Origin of the sequence: Streptomyces cavernae (genome assembly GCF_004023625.1) — a bacterium.
GTDB lineage: Bacteria > Actinomycetota > Actinomycetes > Streptomycetales > Streptomycetaceae > Streptomyces > Streptomyces cavernae.
Genome location: NZ_RPDJ01000033.1, coordinates 119,187 through 134,398, shown reverse-complemented (window position 1 = coordinate 134,398; position 15,212 = coordinate 119,187). Strand labels below are relative to the sequence as shown.

The 15,212-nt window shown below is 72.2% G+C and carries 13 protein-coding genes; 9 read left to right on the top strand and 4 right to left on the bottom strand.

Annotated elements, in window-relative coordinates; translation table 11 throughout:
* Complete coding sequence (gene trxA / locus EF387_RS35595) at positions 1-408, top strand: thioredoxin (RefSeq protein ID WP_128380731.1); 408 nt, start codon at positions 1-3, stop codon at positions 406-408.
* Between the two features lie 55 nt (positions 409-463).
* Here the strand turns inward: trxA and EF387_RS35590 are convergent, their stop codons facing one another.
* Positions 464-1,900: a benzaldehyde dehydrogenase gene (locus EF387_RS35590; RefSeq protein WP_128380730.1), complete on the bottom strand. Its 1,437-nt coding sequence runs from the start codon at positions 1,898-1,900 to the stop codon at positions 464-466.
* Between the two features lie 462 nt (positions 1,901-2,362).
* Complete coding sequence (locus tag EF387_RS35585) at positions 2,363-3,397, bottom strand: LacI family DNA-binding transcriptional regulator (RefSeq protein ID WP_128380729.1); 1,035 nt, start codon at positions 3,395-3,397, stop codon at positions 2,363-2,365.
* A 190-nt stretch (positions 3,398-3,587) separates the two neighbouring features.
* Here EF387_RS35585 and EF387_RS35580 point away from each other — a divergent pair, with 190 nt between their 5' ends.
* Complete coding sequence (locus tag EF387_RS35580) at positions 3,588-5,051, top strand: amidase (protein ID WP_128380728.1); 1,464 nt, start codon at positions 3,588-3,590, stop codon at positions 5,049-5,051.
* An 81-nt stretch (positions 5,052-5,132) separates the two neighbouring features.
* Complete coding sequence (locus tag EF387_RS35575) at positions 5,133-5,579, top strand: type II toxin-antitoxin system PemK/MazF family toxin (protein ID WP_128380727.1); 447 nt, start codon at positions 5,133-5,135, stop codon at positions 5,577-5,579.
* Positions 5,580-6,207: 628 nt separating this feature from the next.
* Here the strand turns inward: EF387_RS35575 and EF387_RS35570 are convergent.
* Positions 6,208-7,041 carry a TIGR02452 family protein gene (locus EF387_RS35570; RefSeq protein ID WP_128380726.1) on the bottom strand — a complete coding sequence of 278 codons (834 nt, stop codon included), beginning with the start codon at positions 7,039-7,041 and terminating at the stop codon, positions 6,208-6,210.
* 235 nt (positions 7,042-7,276) lie between these two features.
* On the opposite strand from EF387_RS35570, the gene egtA reads away from it, so the two are divergent.
* From egtA to EF387_RS35545, 5 genes are read left to right on the top strand one after another with little or no spacing between them, the layout of a single operon-like run.
* Entirely contained in the window at positions 7,277-8,614 is a 1,338-nt protein-coding gene (gene egtA / locus EF387_RS35565) for an ergothioneine biosynthesis glutamate--cysteine ligase EgtA (protein WP_128380725.1), read from the top strand.
* Positions 8,611-9,930 (top strand): ergothioneine biosynthesis protein EgtB, encoded by a 1,320-nt coding sequence (egtB, locus tag EF387_RS35560; RefSeq protein ID WP_128380724.1) that lies wholly within the window; start codon positions 8,611-8,613, stop codon positions 9,928-9,930. The genes egtA and egtB overlap by 4 nt, the downstream gene beginning before the upstream one ends.
* Positions 9,930-10,685 carry an ergothioneine biosynthesis protein EgtC gene (gene egtC / locus EF387_RS35555; protein ID WP_128380723.1) on the top strand — a complete coding sequence of 252 codons (756 nt, stop codon included), beginning with the start codon at positions 9,930-9,932 and terminating at the stop codon, positions 10,683-10,685. The genes egtB and egtC overlap by 1 nt, the downstream gene beginning before the upstream one ends.
* Positions 10,682-11,644: an L-histidine N(alpha)-methyltransferase gene (gene egtD / locus EF387_RS35550; protein ID WP_128380722.1), complete on the top strand. Its 963-nt coding sequence runs from the start codon at positions 10,682-10,684 to the stop codon at positions 11,642-11,644. Before egtC ends, egtD begins: the two co-directional genes overlap by 4 nt.
* A 13-nt stretch (positions 11,645-11,657) precedes the next feature.
* A complete protein-coding gene (locus EF387_RS35545) occupies positions 11,658-11,873 on the top strand; it encodes a dodecin (protein WP_128380721.1) in 216 nt (71 codons plus the stop codon).
* A gap of 17 nt (positions 11,874-11,890) precedes the next feature.
* On the opposite strand, the gene EF387_RS35540 is transcribed toward EF387_RS35545, so the two are convergent.
* Positions 11,891-12,415 (bottom strand): phosphatase domain-containing protein, encoded by a 525-nt coding sequence (locus tag EF387_RS35540; protein ID WP_128380720.1) that lies wholly within the window; start codon positions 12,413-12,415, stop codon positions 11,891-11,893.
* A 351-nt stretch (positions 12,416-12,766) separates the two neighbouring features.
* On the opposite strand from EF387_RS35540, the gene EF387_RS35535 reads away from it, so the two are divergent.
* Complete coding sequence (locus EF387_RS35535) at positions 12,767-15,103, top strand: SpoIIE family protein phosphatase (protein ID WP_128380760.1); 2,337 nt, start codon at positions 12,767-12,769, stop codon at positions 15,101-15,103.
* The last annotated feature ends 109 nt before the right edge of the window (positions 15,104-15,212 follow it).

Below are 15,212 nucleotides of genomic sequence, written 5' to 3'. Positions count from 1 at the left end.
ATGAGCAGCACCATGGAGCTGACCAAGGAGAACTTCGACCAGACGGTCACGGACAACGAGTTCGTCCTGATCGACTTCTGGGCGTCCTGGTGCGGGCCGTGCCGTCAGTTCGCCCCGGTGTACGAGAAGGCCGCCGCTGCCAACCCGGACCTCGTGTTCGCCAAGGTCGACACGGAGGCCCAGCCGGAGCTGGCCGCGGCCTTCAACATCCAGTCGATCCCGACACTGATGATCGTCCGCGACCAGGTCGCGATCTTTGCCCAGCCGGGGGCGCTGCCCGAGTCGGCCCTGGAGGACGTCATCGGGCAGGCCCGCAACCTGGACATGGAGGAGGTCCGCAAGTCCATCGCCGAGCAGGAGGCCCAGCAGGCGCAGCCGCAGCAGCAGGCTCAGCAGGACCAGCAGTAACCGAGCCCCGGAACCGGCCTGAGCCGGCGTTCGTCCGGCTCAGGGGTCCGCAACCTCAGAACGGGTATCCCGCCACATCGCCGCGCACCGTCGTCCAGCGCACGTCGGTGAAGGCCTCCAGATTCGCCTCACCGCCGAACCGGGCGCCGGTGCCGGAGGCGGCGATCCCACCGAAGGGTGCCACGGCCTCGTCGTTGACGGTCTGGTCGTTGATGTGGGCGATTCCGGTGGGGATGCGCTCGGCGAGGTCGAGGCCGCGGGCGGTGTCACGGGTGACGATGCCCAGGGAGAGGCCGTACGGTCCGGCGGCGGCGAGGGCCGCGGCCTCGTCGAGGGTGCTGAACGACCGCACCGGTGCCACGGGGCCGAAGACCTCCTCGGCGTATGCGGGCGTGGTGTCGTCGACCCCGGCGAGCACCGTCGGCCGGTAGTACAGCCGGTCGTGGGTGCCGCCGGCCGCCAGCTTCGCGCCCTTCGCCGTGCTGGCCTCGACGAGCCCGTGGATCTTGGCGAGTTGTGCGTCGTCGATGATCGGGCCGAGGTGGACCTGCTCCCGGTGCGGGTCGCCGACGTGCAGCGAGTCGGCCTTCGCGGCGAGCCGCTCCACGTACTCCTCGTAAAGGGAGGCGTGCACCAGGTGGCGGCCGGTGGTCATGCAGATCTGGCCCTGGTGGAAGAAGGAGCCCCAGGCGGCGGTGGAGATCACCGCGTCGATGTCGGCGTCCTCCAGGACGATCATCGCGGAGTTGCCGCCCAGTTCCAGGTGCGCCCGCTTCAGATGGCGTCCGGCGGCCTCGCCGACGGCGCGCCCGGCCGCCGTGGACCCGGTGAAGGAGATCACCGGCACCAGCGGGTCGGCGACGAGGGCCTGACCGGCCTCGACCCCGCCGGGCAGCACGTGCAGCAGTCCCTCGGGCAGGCCGGCCTCGGCGAAGACCGCGGCGAGGGAGAGTCCGCCGCAGACGGCCGTTCGCGGGTCCGGCTTCAGTACGACGCCGTTGCCGAGCGCGAGGGCCGGGGCGACGGAGCGGATGGAGAGGATCAGCGGCGCGTTGAACGGGGAGATCACGCCCACCACGCCGACCGGGATCCGGCGGGTGTACGACAGCCGGGGCGCCTCGGAGGGCAGGATCTGACCGCTGGGACGGGAGGCGAGGGCGGCTGCCTCGTAGCACTCCTGGGCGGCGACGTGCAGTTCGAACTCCGCCTTGCCCGGTATGGAGCCGGACTCGCGCACGATCCAGTCGCGCAGTTCGGCGGCGTGCGCGGTGAACAGGTCGCCGGCCTTGCGCAGTACGGCGGCGCGGACGAAGTGCGGGGCCCTGGCCCATTCGGTCTGGGCGGCGCGGGCGGACCGCGCGGCCGTCGTGACGTCTTCGGCGGAGGCGAGCGTGACGGTACCGAGCGTTTCGCCGGTGGCGGGCTCGGTGACGGCGTACTCACCCCCCGACAGGGTGTCGGACTGCCAGGTCTTCGGGTCGAGCAGCGGCATGCCGGATCTCCGATCGGTCACTGGCCCCGCGAAGAGCCAGAGCGCATGGGACACTTCACGAACTGGTCCACCAACGACACTTCACCCAGGGGCGGTTCTCAGGGGCTGGAGGGAAGTCCCGTGCGTCAAGCGGCCGGTGGGACCGCCGGGCAGGACGCGACGACTCGGCACGCCCGCCCGTGGGCAGCGACCGGTGGCCGACGCAGTCACCACCTGGTTGAGCGTGCAACATCCTAGTCATGCAGTGGACGAAACGTGTGGTCCGGTGCACAGGATCGACACAAGACGGCGCCCGACGGACACGCCGAACCGGCGCATGCCCCAATTGCACGCCGAACATCCGCAACCGACAGGTGGGCATACCGGCGCACAGCAGCGCATACGGGCGCACAACGGACCGCGTGGGCCCCCGTTTTCGGCCTCGGGCTGCGGACTTCGGGCCCACGGCGGTCCGGCGACCCGTCAGCTGGATTCCCGGTGCACCACCCGCAGCGAGAGGACCCCACGTGTCTCGGGTATCACGCCGGGCTCCCGGACCGCACGGTCGACCAGCTCCGCGAGGTCGCGGCCGGCGGGCAGTTGGATGTGGACGGTGGTCAGCCGCGGCCGCAGCAGCCGGCCGAGCATCAGGTCGTCGGCGCCGACCACCGACAGGTCCTCGGGGATCCGCAGGCCCTCGTCCTGCAACGCCCGCATGAGCAGCATCGCGTACTCGTCGTTGTACGCGAATACGGCGTCCAGGTCGAGGGATCGCCAGCGCGCGGCGAGCGCGGCGGCGGCCTCCTCCTCGTAGGCTAGCGGCAGTTCGGTCAGCGACGCGTCCGTGCCCTGCACGGCGCGGTGGCAACCTTCGAGCCTGGGTTTGGAGAAGGCGCTGAGGCCGGACTCCTGAGGCATGACGACGCCGATCCGACGTCTGCCCCTGGTCAGGAGGTGGGCGATCGCGTTCTCGCCCACTCCGCGGTGGTCCAGGATCAGCGTGTGCGCGCCCTCGACGGCCTCGGGACTGAGCGTGACGACGGCGCGGGCGCCGGATCGTTTGAGCACGGCCACGCCTTCCGGGCCGAGCCAGGCACCGGGCGCCACCACGGCGACCGGACGCAACTCGGCCCAGGCGCGGGCGATGTCGTCACCGGAGAGCCCGACACTGCCGTACTGCACGACGGTGTAGTCGAGACGGCTGAGGGCCCACTGGAGTTCGTTGAAGAACCCGCTGTAGAGCGGGTTCACCGGGACGGTGGGGGCCGGCATCAACACCATGCGGCTGTGCCCTGCGCGCAGGCTGCGTGCCGCGGCGTGCGGTACGTAGCCGAGTTCCTTGGCCGCGGCGTGCACCCGTCGCCGGGTGGGCTCGCTGATCCTTACGGCGCTGGTGTTGTTCAGGACGTAGGAGACGGTCGCGCGCGAGACGCCCGCCAGTCGTGCCACATCGGCACTCGTGGGGACGGGGCGTTGCGCGGGCAACGACGGGGCGGACTGCTTCGGTATCTGCACCATGACGAAGGGCATCTTTGCAGAAAGGTCGGACGACACTCCTACCCGGGGGAACTTCCGGCATATTCACGGAAGTTTGCAATGGTCAGGCGAATGGTCCCGAAGTGAGGACGCGACACTTCCGGGGAACCTTTCCACTCGGCGCCCGCGGAGGTTACCGTTCGGTAGACAACTGGCGACCGGAGGTGTCCTGATGGCTCCCGACCGTGCCCCCGGGCTTGCCCGGGCCGTGCGTGATCTCGCTGACGGCGAGGTCACGTCACGGACCCTGGTGGAGCGGGCGCTGGCCCGGATCGAGGCGACGCAACCCTCGCTGAACGCCTTCCGGATCGTCCGCGCCGAGGCCGCGCTCGCCGAGGCGGAGGCCGCGGACCGGGAGTTGGCCGCCGGGGTGCGCCGCCCGCTGCTCGGGGTGCCGCTGGCCGTGAAGGACGACATGGACGTGGCGGGCGAGCCGACGGCCTTCGGATGCTCGGGCGAGTTCCCCCCGGCGGCGGAAGACTGCGAGGCGGTACGACGGCTGCGTGCGGCCGGGGCCGTGATCGTCGGCAAGACCAACAGCTGTGAGCTGGGTCAGTGGCCGTTCACCGAGGGGCCGGCCTTCGGCGACACCCGCAATCCCTGGCACCGCGGCCATACGCCCGGTGGTTCCTCGGGCGGCTCCGCGGCCGCGGTCGCGGCCGGTCTCGTGCCCGCCGCGCTGGGGTCGGACGGCGCGGGCTCGGTGCGCATCCCCGCCGCCTGGACCCATCTGATCGGCATCAAGCCGCAGCGCGGCCGGATCTCCACCTGGCCGCGCCCGGAGTCGTTCCAGGGGATCACCGTCAACGGCACGCTGGCGCGCACGGTCGAGGACGCGGCGCTGCTGCTGGACGCGGCGAGCGGCAGCCACGACGGCGATCTGCACCGGCCGCCGGCGCTGCGCATGTCGGAGGCGGTGGGCCGCGATCCGGGCCGGCTGCGCATCGCCCTGTCGCTGAAGCCCCCGTTCACGGCGCTGCCCGCACGGCTGGCGCCGGAGGTGCGCGAGAAGGTGGTGGCGCTCGCCGAGCGGTTGTCCCTGCTCGGGCACGAGGTCGAGGAGGCGGACCCGGCCTACGGGCAGATCGGGCTCACCTTCATCCCGCGCGCCACCGCGGGCCTGGCCGAACGGGTGGCCGAGGTGCCCTGCCCCGAGCTCCTGGACCGGCGCACCCGTGAGGCCGCCCGGCTGGGCCGGCTGCTCGGCGGCGCCCCGCTGCGGGTCGCCCGCCGGGCGGAGGCGCGGCTGCACCGCCGGATCGGCGCGATCTTCGACTCGTACGACGTCGTCCTCGCACCCACGACCGCCACTCCCCCGCCGCGCATCGGTTCCATGCTCCGCCTCGGCGGTCTGGACACCGACCGGGCGATGATCGCCGCCTGCCCGTACGCATGGCCGTGGAACGTGCTGGGCTGGCCCGGTGTGAACGTGCCTGCCGGATTCGTCGGGTCCCTGCCCGTCGGCGCGCAACTCCTCGGGCCCGCGCACAGCGAGCCGCTGCTGGTCTCACTGGCCGCGCAGCTGGAGGCGGAGCTGGCGTGGCACGAACGGTGGCCGCCGGTGGAGCGGTCCGGGGCCGACGACGCTCAGGAGGCCGGTGCGGCAAGGGAGTTCGAGCCGCCCGTCGGCCCGTAGTCACTGTCCGCAAGCGACGGGCCGCGCACGCTGTGGCCATCGTCGGTCCGGCGGTTCACGCGTGTTGCTACCGTGACCCGGGTGACTGCGTACGCCGAAGAACACGTCCCCGGCCGTTACGGTCCGTCGGCCACGACCGAGGCGGACCCTCGTCAGGTGGGGCAGGTGCGGACCGAGTACTCCCCCGCCTACGACGGGGACCCCGACCCCGGCGAGATCGTCTGGACCTGGGTGCCGTTCGAGGAGAACGACGGCCGGGGGAAGGACCGTCCGGTGCTCGTCGTCGCCCGGGAGCGGGGTGGGACTCTGCTCGCCGTCCAGCTCTCCAGCAAGCAGCACGACGGTGACCGGGACTGGGTGCCGATCGGGAGCGGGCCGTGGGACCGGTCGGGGCGTGCCTCGTGGGTGGATGTGGAGCGGGTGCTGCGGCTGCACGAGGACGGGATGCGCCGCGAGGCGTGCGCGCTGGACCGGATGCGGTTCAACTCCGTGGTGCATCGGCTGCGCGAGCGCTACGGCTGGAGCTGACCGCTCCGCGGCTCGCCGTACGGGTTGCGCGCCGGCCGTCCGGCGCCACGCCACGAAGCCGGGGTCGCCGCGCGGCGGGGCAGACGCAGGCCAGGCCGACGCCGACCGCCGCGCTCAGGCCGCCTGTCGCCACGCCGCCGCGCCCCCGCCACCTGTCGCCACGCCGCCGCACCACCGGCCGCCTTCCCCGTCCGGAAGGCGCCCGCCCCCGCGCCGCTACCGGCACCGCCCGGCCGCCCCGCCGCCCCCACGACGCAGCACGCTTCCACGGGTTGCGCGGCCGGGTCCGGCCCAGCCGACACCCACCGCCGCGCTCCGGGGTTTCCCCACACCGCGGACCGTCCGTGACCGATCCCGCCGCTCCCCGCGCCTGACCGGGGGCGCCCGCCTCCGCGCCGCTGACGTTTCCGGCCGCTGCCGGTACCGCCCGGCCGCCCCCACTCCGCTGCCAGTACCGCCCCGCCGCCCTCGCGACGCGGCCTCGCTTCCACGGGTTTCGCCGCCCGGGCCAGCCCCAGCCGACGCCGATACCGGCCGCCCCCGGTCTGCTACCGGTACGCCCGGCCGCCCCCGCCCCCCACTCCGCTGCCGGTACCGCCCACCCGCGTCCCTGACATCGCGCCGTACCTCACGTCTCCGCGGCGAACGCTCGCTCGAACGCGGCTCTTGTCGTGGTTCCGCGGGTGCGGTCCAGGATCGCGAAGACCACCTCGGCGAAGTGTCCCGTGAAGCGGCCCTCCGTCAGCAGGGCCCGGAAGGCTCCTGCCACCTGCGCCGGGTCGTTCTGGAAGACTCCGCAGCCCCATGCGCCGAGCACCAGACGGCGGTAGCCCTGGCTCGCTGCGGTCTCCAGGACGCGTTCCGCGCGGGTGGCGAGGGCGGCGGGGATCTCCGGCGTCCGTTCGGGTGTGCGGCGCCGGATCACTCCCGCGTTCGGTGCCGCCGACGTGAGGAAGCCCGCGGTGTAAGGCGTTTGGAGCAGTCTGCCGCGGTCGTCGCGGAAGACCGGCACCGCGGGTGAGTGGATCACCCGGTCGGTGTAGAAGGGGTCCACGTTGGCGCGGTGGTGGGCGTAGAACTCGCGGAAGACCTGGTCGCCCACCAGACAGGTGTAGAGCGCGGAGGCCCGGCACAGGGCCTCTTCCTGGGCCTGGGCGCCGTTCAGATAGCCGCCACCGGGGTTGCGCGCGGAGGCGAAGTTCAGCACCGCGACCGGCGCCGGGCCGGCGGTCGTCATGCGGCGTGCCGCCTCCAGGCTGCTCTCGCCCGTGACCTCGAACGACGTCTTCACCGGCGCCACCGCCGGCAGCTCGAGCGGCTCCGGTCCGAACATGCGGGTGGCGTCCCGCGCGGCCTCGACGTCCGCGGCGATCGGGACCTCGCCTCCGCCGGGCGCGCGGTAGCGCCCGGCGGCGACGATCCCTTCCGTTTCCTGTGCGATCGCACGAAGTCGCGCGCTCATGGCGCGCCCCCCGTTCGCGCCATGACCGCGTCCCCCAAGATCTCCCCCGTCGTGCACATGAACGCATCGTGAGCGATGCTGGACTTCCGGCGCAACAGACTTTCCGGGTCCCGACAGCGTCAATACGCCCCCTTGTGCGCGCCGCTGCAAGGGTCTTGGGTGGGACGAGCGATGCCGACCGGATCCGGTCGATCACCGGGCCGACGGCATGGTCGAGTCTCAGGAGGATCCCGACATGTCCGATCCGAAGGTGAGCGACTGCAGCGACTGTACGGAGCCCTACACCGCCGACGCCGAGGCGGAGATGGAGGCGTTGGTACGCGGTATCTGCTTCAAGACGGGCCCACCCCGCACCGTCGGTGTCGAGGTGGAATGGCTCGTCCACGAACTGCGTGAACCACGGCTCCCCGTACCACCCGCACGACTCCGAGCGGCCTACGCCGCACTCCGGGCCCTGCCCGTACGTTCGGCGATCACCGTCGAACCCGGCGGCCAGCTGGAGCTCAGCTCACCTCCCGCCGCCTCGCTGATGGAGTGCATCGACTCCCTCTCCGCCGATCTGACCGCCGTCCGCACCCTGCTGCGTGAAGCGGGTCTCGGGCTCAGCGGCTTCGGCCAGGACCCCTGGCGTCCCCCCGAGCGGCTCCTGCGAGAGCCGCGCTACGACGCCATGGAGCGGTACCTGGACCGCGCCGGCCCCGAGGGCCGCGCCATGATGTGCACCTCCGCCTCCGTCCAGATCTGTCTCGACGCCGGATACGAGGAGCCGGGCCCCCTGGGCCACGCCAGACGCTGGTGGCTGGCGCACCAGCTGGGCGCGGTGCTGGTCGGCGCCTTCGCCAACTCACCCATGGCACGCGGGCGGTACACGGGCTGGCGGTCCACCCGGCAGTCGCTGTGGGCGGCACTGGACCCCGGCCGCAGCAGCGCGCCGCCGCTCGGCGGCCCGCCCCGGAACGCCTGGGCGCGGCATGTGCTGGACGCGCCGGTGATGTGCGTGCGCGCCGAGGACGGCCCCTGGCACGTACCGGAGGGGCTGAGCTTCAGGGAGTGGACCCGCTCCGCGACACCGCCGTCCCGGGCGGATCTGGACTACCACCTGACAACGCTGTTCCCGCCGGTGCGGCCGCGCGGCCACCTGGAACTGCGCATGATCGACGCGCAGCCCGGCGAGGACGGCTGGATCGTGCCCGTCGCGGTGACGACCGCGTTGTTCGACGACCCGGAGGCGGCGGAGACCGCCTACCGCACGACGAAGCCGCTGGCCGAGCGGGCCGGTGCGGCGGTCCCGCCGGGCAGTCCGCTGTGGCTCGCCGCGGCGCGCGACGGTCTGGCCGACCCCGCCCTCCACGAGGCGGCCGTCGTCTGTTTCGCCGCGGCGGCCGAGGCACTGCCCCGGCTCGGTGCCTCGGCGGAGGTGCGGAGCGCGGTCGCGGACTTCACCGACCGTTATGTGACCCGGGGCCGCTGCCCCGCCGACGATCTGCTCGACCACGTGGAACACCGGCACGGCCAGGAACCCTCCATCCATGGCGAGGACCACCGAGACCATGGGAAGGACATCAGCACATGACCGACAGGGAACTCGAACTCCTGCGGGAGCGCGCCCTGACCGCACTGACCACCGCGCGCCGGCGCACCACGCTGCTCACGACGTGCGTGGACACACCCGACCTCACCGCCCAGCACTCGCCGCTGATGTCCCCGCTGGTGTGGGACCTGGCGCACATAGGCAACCAGGAGGAGCTGTGGCTGCTCCGGGCGGTCGCCGGCCGCGAGGCGATGCGGCCGGAGATCGACGGCCTGTACGACGCCTTCGAGCATCCGCGCGCCGCGCGGCCCTCGCTGCCGCTGCTGCCGCCCGTGGAGGCCCGGAACTACGCCGCGGAAGTGCGCGGCCGCGCCCTCGACGTCCTGGAGCGGACCCCGTTCGCGGGTGACCGGCTGACCGACGCCGGCTTCGCCTTCGGCATGATCGCTCAGCACGAACAGCAGCACGACGAGACGATGCTGATCACTCATCAGCTCCGCAAGGGTCCCGTGGCGCTGACCGCGCCCGACCCGGCGCCCGCGCCGCCGTTCACCGGTCCCGCCGAAGTCCTCGTCCCCGCGGGCCCGTTCACCATGGGCACCTCTACGGAGCCCTGGGCCCTGGACAACGAACGCCCAGGTCATGAGCGGCTGTTGCCGGCGTTCTACCTGGACACCACCCCGGTGACCAACGGCGCGTACCAGGCGTTCATCGAGGACGGCGGCTACACCGACGAGCGCTGGTGGACGCCGGAGGGCTGGGACCACATCCGCCGCAACTCCGTGTCGGCTCCGCTGTTCTGGCGCCGCGAGGCCGGACAGTGGCTGCGGCGGCGCTTCGGCGTCACCGAACCCGTACCGGCCGACGAGCCCGTGGTGCATGTGTGCTGGTACGAGGCCGACGCCTATGCCCGCTGGGCGGGGCGGCGGCTGCCCACCGAGGCCGAGTGGGAGAAGGCCGCCCGGCACGACCCGGCCACCGGACGTTCCAGGCGCTATCCGTGGGGCGACGCGGACCCGGCTCCGGAGCACGCAAACCTCGGTCAGCGGCATCTGCGGCCGGCGCCCGCCGGAAGCTATCCCGAGGGCGAATCCCCTTACGGAGTAAGGCAGTTGATCGGGGACGTGTGGGAATGGACGGCCAGTGACTTCGCGCCGTACCCCGGTTTCACCGCTTTCCCCTACCGGGAGTACTCCGAGGTGTTCTTCGGTCCCGAGTACAAGGTGCTGCGCGGCGGTTCCTTCGCGGTGGACCCGGTGGCCTGCCGGGGCACGTTCCGCAACTGGGACTATCCGATCAGGCGGCAGATCTTCTCCGGGTTCCGTACCGCCCGGTCGGCCGGGGACGGAGCTGTCTGATGTGTCGTCATCTCGCCTTCCTGGGGCCGGCGGAACCGTTGGGCAAGCTGCTGGTGGAGCCGCCCCACAGTCTGTTCCGCCAGTCCTGGGCGCCTCGGCGGCAGCGGTACGGGACGGTCAACGCCGACGGTTTCGGCGTCGGCTGGTACGCGGCCGGTGACCCGGTGCCCGCCCGTTACCGTCGCGCCGGGCCCATCTGGGCCGACCAGTCCTTCGCCGACCTCGCCCGGGTGGTGCGTTCCGAGGCGGTGCTCGCCGCGGTACGCGACGCCACCCTGGCGGGTGCCGACGCGGAGGCCGCGGCGGCCCCGTACGGCTGGGGTCGCTGGCTGTTCAGCCACAACGGCGCCGTCGCCGGATGGCCCGGCTCCCTGGCGCCGCTCGTGCGCACCCTGCCGCCGGCCGAGGTGCTGGCGATGGAGGCGCGCTGCGACTCGGCGTTCGTCTGGGCGCTGGTGCTCAGCCGGCTGCGGGGCGGCGACGAGGAGGGGCAGGCGCTCGCCGACACGGTGCTGGAGGTCGCGGCGGCGGCCCCGGGCTCCCGGCTCAACCTGCTGCTCAGCAATGGCGAGGCGATCGCCGCGACGGCCTGGGGCGACACGCTCTGGTACCTCGCCGAACCCGGCCGACGCACGGTCGTGGCCTCGGAACCCTACGACGACGACCCGCACTGGCTTCAGGTGCCGGACCGCACGCTGCTCGCGGCGAGCCGCACCGACGTCCTGCTGACCCCCCTCAAGGAGCCCGCCGCGTGAGCCCGTTCCAGCTGACCCGCACCCTCCCGGAGGACGCCACCGAAGCCGCCCTCCGCGCCGACGTCCAGGGCGGTCTCACCGCCCAGCCGAAGACGCTTCCGCCGAAGTGGTTCTACGACGCCTACGGCAGCGAACTCTTCGAGCAGATCACCGAGTTGCCCGAGTACTACCCGACGCGCGCCGAGCGGGAGATCCTGCTCGCCCGGTCCGCGGAGATCGCGTCCGCCACCGGCGCACGCACCCTTGTCGAGCTGGGCTCCGGTTCGTCCGACAAGACCCGGCACCTGCTGGACGAGCTGCCGGGGCTGCACACGTACGTGCCCGTGGACGTCAGCGAGAGCGCGCTCACGCAGGCGGGCCGGGCGCTGGTCGCGGAGCGGCCGTCGCTCTCGGTGCACGCGCTGATCGCCGACTTCACGGCCCGACTCGCCCTTCCCCCGACGCCGGGGCCGCGGCTGGTGGCGTTTCTCGGCGGCACGATCGGCAATCTGCTGCCGGCCGAGCGGGCCCGGTTCCTCGCGTCCGTACGGGCCCTGCTGGCGCCCGGGGACGCGCTGCTGCTCGGCACGGACCTGGTCAAGGACGAGTCGGAGCTGGTGGCGGCGTACGACGACGCGGCCGGGGTGACGGCGGACTTCAACAAGAACGTACTGACCGTGGTCAACCGCGAACTCGGCGCGGACTTCGACCCGGAGGCCTTCGACCACGTGGCCCTCTGGGACGCCGAGCGGGAGTGGATCGAAATGCGGCTGCGCTCGCGGACGGTGCAGACCGTGAAGATCCCGGCGGTCGATCTGGCGGTCGACTTCGGCGCGGGCGAAGAGCTGCGCACCGAGGTCTCGGCGAAGTTCCGGGAGGCCGGGGTGCGGGACGAACTGGGCACCGCCGGATTGGAATTGACCCACTGGTGGACGGATACCCGAGGGCGGTTCGCACTGTCACTGAGCACGGCTCGCTGAAAGGAAGACCCCTATGTCACATCACACCTACCGGGTGACGGAGATCGTCGGCACCTCGCACGAGGGCATCGACCAGGCCATCCGCAACGGCATCTCCCGGGCCGCGCAGACCCTGCGCAATCTGGACTGGTTCGAGGTCACCCAGGTGCGCGGTCAGATCGAGAACGGTCAGATCGAGCACTACCAGGTCGGCCTGAAGGTAGGTTTCCGCCTGGAGGGCGAGGACTGAGTATCCGCCGGCGCGGGTCAGGTGCGCCCTTCCCGTTCCTGCGCCACCTTCAGCGCGTCCGACGGGGTCGCCCAGCGGGCCCGTCGGACGCGGAAACCCGCCCGCTCCGCGTCCTGGCAGACGAGTTCGTCGTCGTCCACGAGTACGCGGACCTCCCGCCCGGCCGCCAGCCTCCGCAGGATCGCCAGCTTGGTGTGGCGGGCGGGGCGACGGTCGTCGTTGCGGCGCATGTACACCTGGCCGTCGGGCAGGCCCTGGGCGGCGAGCCAGGCGACGGTGTCCCGGCGGCAGCGTTCCGGGCGTCCGGTGAGGTAGACGATCTCGCAGTCGCGGGCGTACTCCGTCACCAGCGCGATGCCCTCCGCGAGTGGCGGATCCTGGGGTGCCGCGGCGAAGAAGGCGTCCCAGTCCCGCGGCCTGCGCTCCAGGAAGTGCTGGCGGTGGGCGGTGCCGGCGAGGGTGTTGTCCAGGTCGAACAGGGCCAGTGGCCGGTCCCTGCCCGCGGTGTCGCGCGACTTCTTGGGCTCCCTTTTCTCCGTCACGGTTCCACCCTAGACAACGGCCGCACCGCGACCTGTTGCCGTAGCCGCTGCCGGTGCCGTGGCCACACGCTCATCGCTGACGCCGCCGCCATGCCGTAACCGCTGCGGATGCCGTAACCGCTGCCGCCGCCACAGCCTCTGCCGTACCGCTGCCCCGAAACCGCCGCCCCGCTCGGTGGGTTCCGCACAGTGAGCGGGTCTGGCCGGGGAGTGGTCGACGCAGGGGCCCTCCACGGACAGGTTCTGCCGCTGTGGGAGCAGGGTGGGACCAGTTTGCGACATGACCCGGCGGGCGGGGGGCCGGTGCGGTGGGATGTCCGACTCATCGGAACCATCGTGTCGGAGACGGATATGGGCGACTTGGTCAAGACGGCGTCGACTGGGGCCACCGCCACGGTGACCGAGAATCATTGCGCGTGTGCTGCCACCGCGCTGCGTGAAGGCGGCCCGAGAGCCGCCGAGGACAAGTTCCGGGGCCTGCTCGAAGCGGCGCCCGACGCGATGGTCATCGTCGACGGCGCCGGAACGATCCGGCTGGTCAACGCCCAGACGGAGGCGCTGTTCGGCTACCGGCGCGAAGAACTCCTCGGCCGCCCGGTCGAGTTGCTCGTACCCGGCCGGTTCCGGGAATGCCACCATCTGCACCGGGAGGGCTACATCAACAACGGTCAGGTCAGGCCGATGGGCGCGGGGCTGGATCTGCACGGGCTGCGCAAGAACGGCACCGAATTCCCCGTCGAGATCAGTCTCAGCCCTCTCGAGACCGCCGACGGACTGCTCGTCTCCGCCGCCGTCCGAGACGTCACCGAACGCAAGGCCGCGGAGGAAAGGTTCCGGGGGCTGCTCGAAGCCGCCCCCGACGCGATGGTCATCGTCGACGACGCCGGCATCATCAAACTCGTCAACGCCCAGACCGAAGCCCTCTTCGGCTACCGGCGCGAGGAACTCCTCGGCCATCCGGTCGAGTTGCTGGTGCCCGGCCGGTTCGGGACCCATCACGTCGAACACCGGCGCGGCTACGGCGCCAACCGGCAGGTGCGTCCCATGGGTGCCGGGCTCGAACTGCACGGGCTGCGCAAGAACGGCACCGAATTCCCCGTGGAGATCAGCCTCAGCCCCATGGAGACCGCCGACGGACTCCTCGTCTCCGCCGCCGTCCGAGACGTCAGCGACCGCAAGCGGGCCGAGGAACGCATCAACCAGCTCGCCACCTTGGTCGAGTCCTCCCAGGACGCGATCCTCGCCGCGACCCTCGACGGCGTCATCACCTACTGGAACGCCGCCGCCCAACGCCTGTACGGCTACACCGCGGACGAGGTCATGGGGCGCCCCGTGTCGGTGCTCGCCCCACCGGACCGGCAGGACGAGATCGCGGAGTTGCTGGAACGGCTGTGCAAGGGCGAGAAGGCCGAGCACTTCGAGACCCTTCGGGTCACCCGCTCCGGAGAACTCCTCGACGTGGACGTGACGCTGTGGCCCACCCACGCTCCGGACGGGCAGGTCATCGGGGCCTGTGCCATCGTCCGTGACATCAGCGACCGAAAACGCGCCGAGGCGGAGCTCACCGCGCTCTACGAGCAGCAACGTCACATCGCGCTCACACTGCAGCGCAGCCTGATGGGCACACCGCCCGCGATCCCCGGGCTGACCACCGCGAGCCGCTACCGGCCCGCGACCCAGGGCGCCGGCGTGGGCGGCGACTGGTTCGACCTCATACCACTGGGCGCGGGCCGCGTGGGCGTGCTGATCGGTGACGTCATGGGGCGCGGTCTGGAGGCGGCCGCCGTCATGGGCCAGCTGCGGTCCGCCGCACACGCCCTGGCGAAGACGGGGATGCAGCCGCGTCAGCTGATGCAGGCCCTGGACACGGTCGTCGCCGACCTGGACGTCCCCGACCAGCTCGTCACCTGCTGCTATCTGGTCATCGCCTCCGACGCCGGAGAGGTGACCCTGTGCTCGGCCGGACACCTGCCCACCCTCATCGCCACCCCGGGCGAGGGCGCCCGCGCGCTGCCGGCACCCGTCAACGCGCCCCTCGGCGTGGGCGACGTCCTCTACGAACAGTCCCGGGCGGTCATCCCGCCCGGTGCCAGCCTCGTGCTCTACACCGACGGCCTGATCGAGACCCCGGGCAGCGACATCCAGGACCAACTGGAGCGGCTGGTCGACACGTTGAGCGCGCTGTTCACCTCCGCGCCCGACCTCGAGGCGGCCGCCGACCTGGTCCTCGCCACGCTGCTGCCCGACGCCGACGGCCACAACGACGACGTCACCCTGCTGCTGACCCAGCTGCCCGCCGCCCCGTTGGCCGCCGTCAGCACCGAACTCCCCGCGGTACCGGAGTCCGTGCCCGCGGGACGTGCCTTCCTCAGCCGGACCCTCACGGCCTGGGACTGCGCCGAACCGGCCGACGACGCACGGCTGCTGCTGTCGGAGATACTCACCAACGCCGTACTGCACGCCCAGGGGCCGATCGGACTGCACCTGTGCCGCACGGCCACCGAACTCACCGTCGAGATCAGCGACCGCAGCCCGCATCTCCCCCAGCCCCGGTGGTCCGCGGAGGACGAGGAGTCCGGCCGGGGCCTGATCCTCGTGCGCTCCCTCGCCGACGACTGGGGTGTGCGCCCCACCGACGAGGGCAAGACAACGTGGTTCAGCCTCAAGCACCTTGCGGCGGAGGCCTGATGACGGAGCCTGCGCCCGGTGCCGGCCAGATGTCTCCCGACGACCCGGGAGCGGCGCCCTGGCCGACGGCGAAGGCCGGTCCCCGTGGTTCGGCCGTCGCCGAACCCGA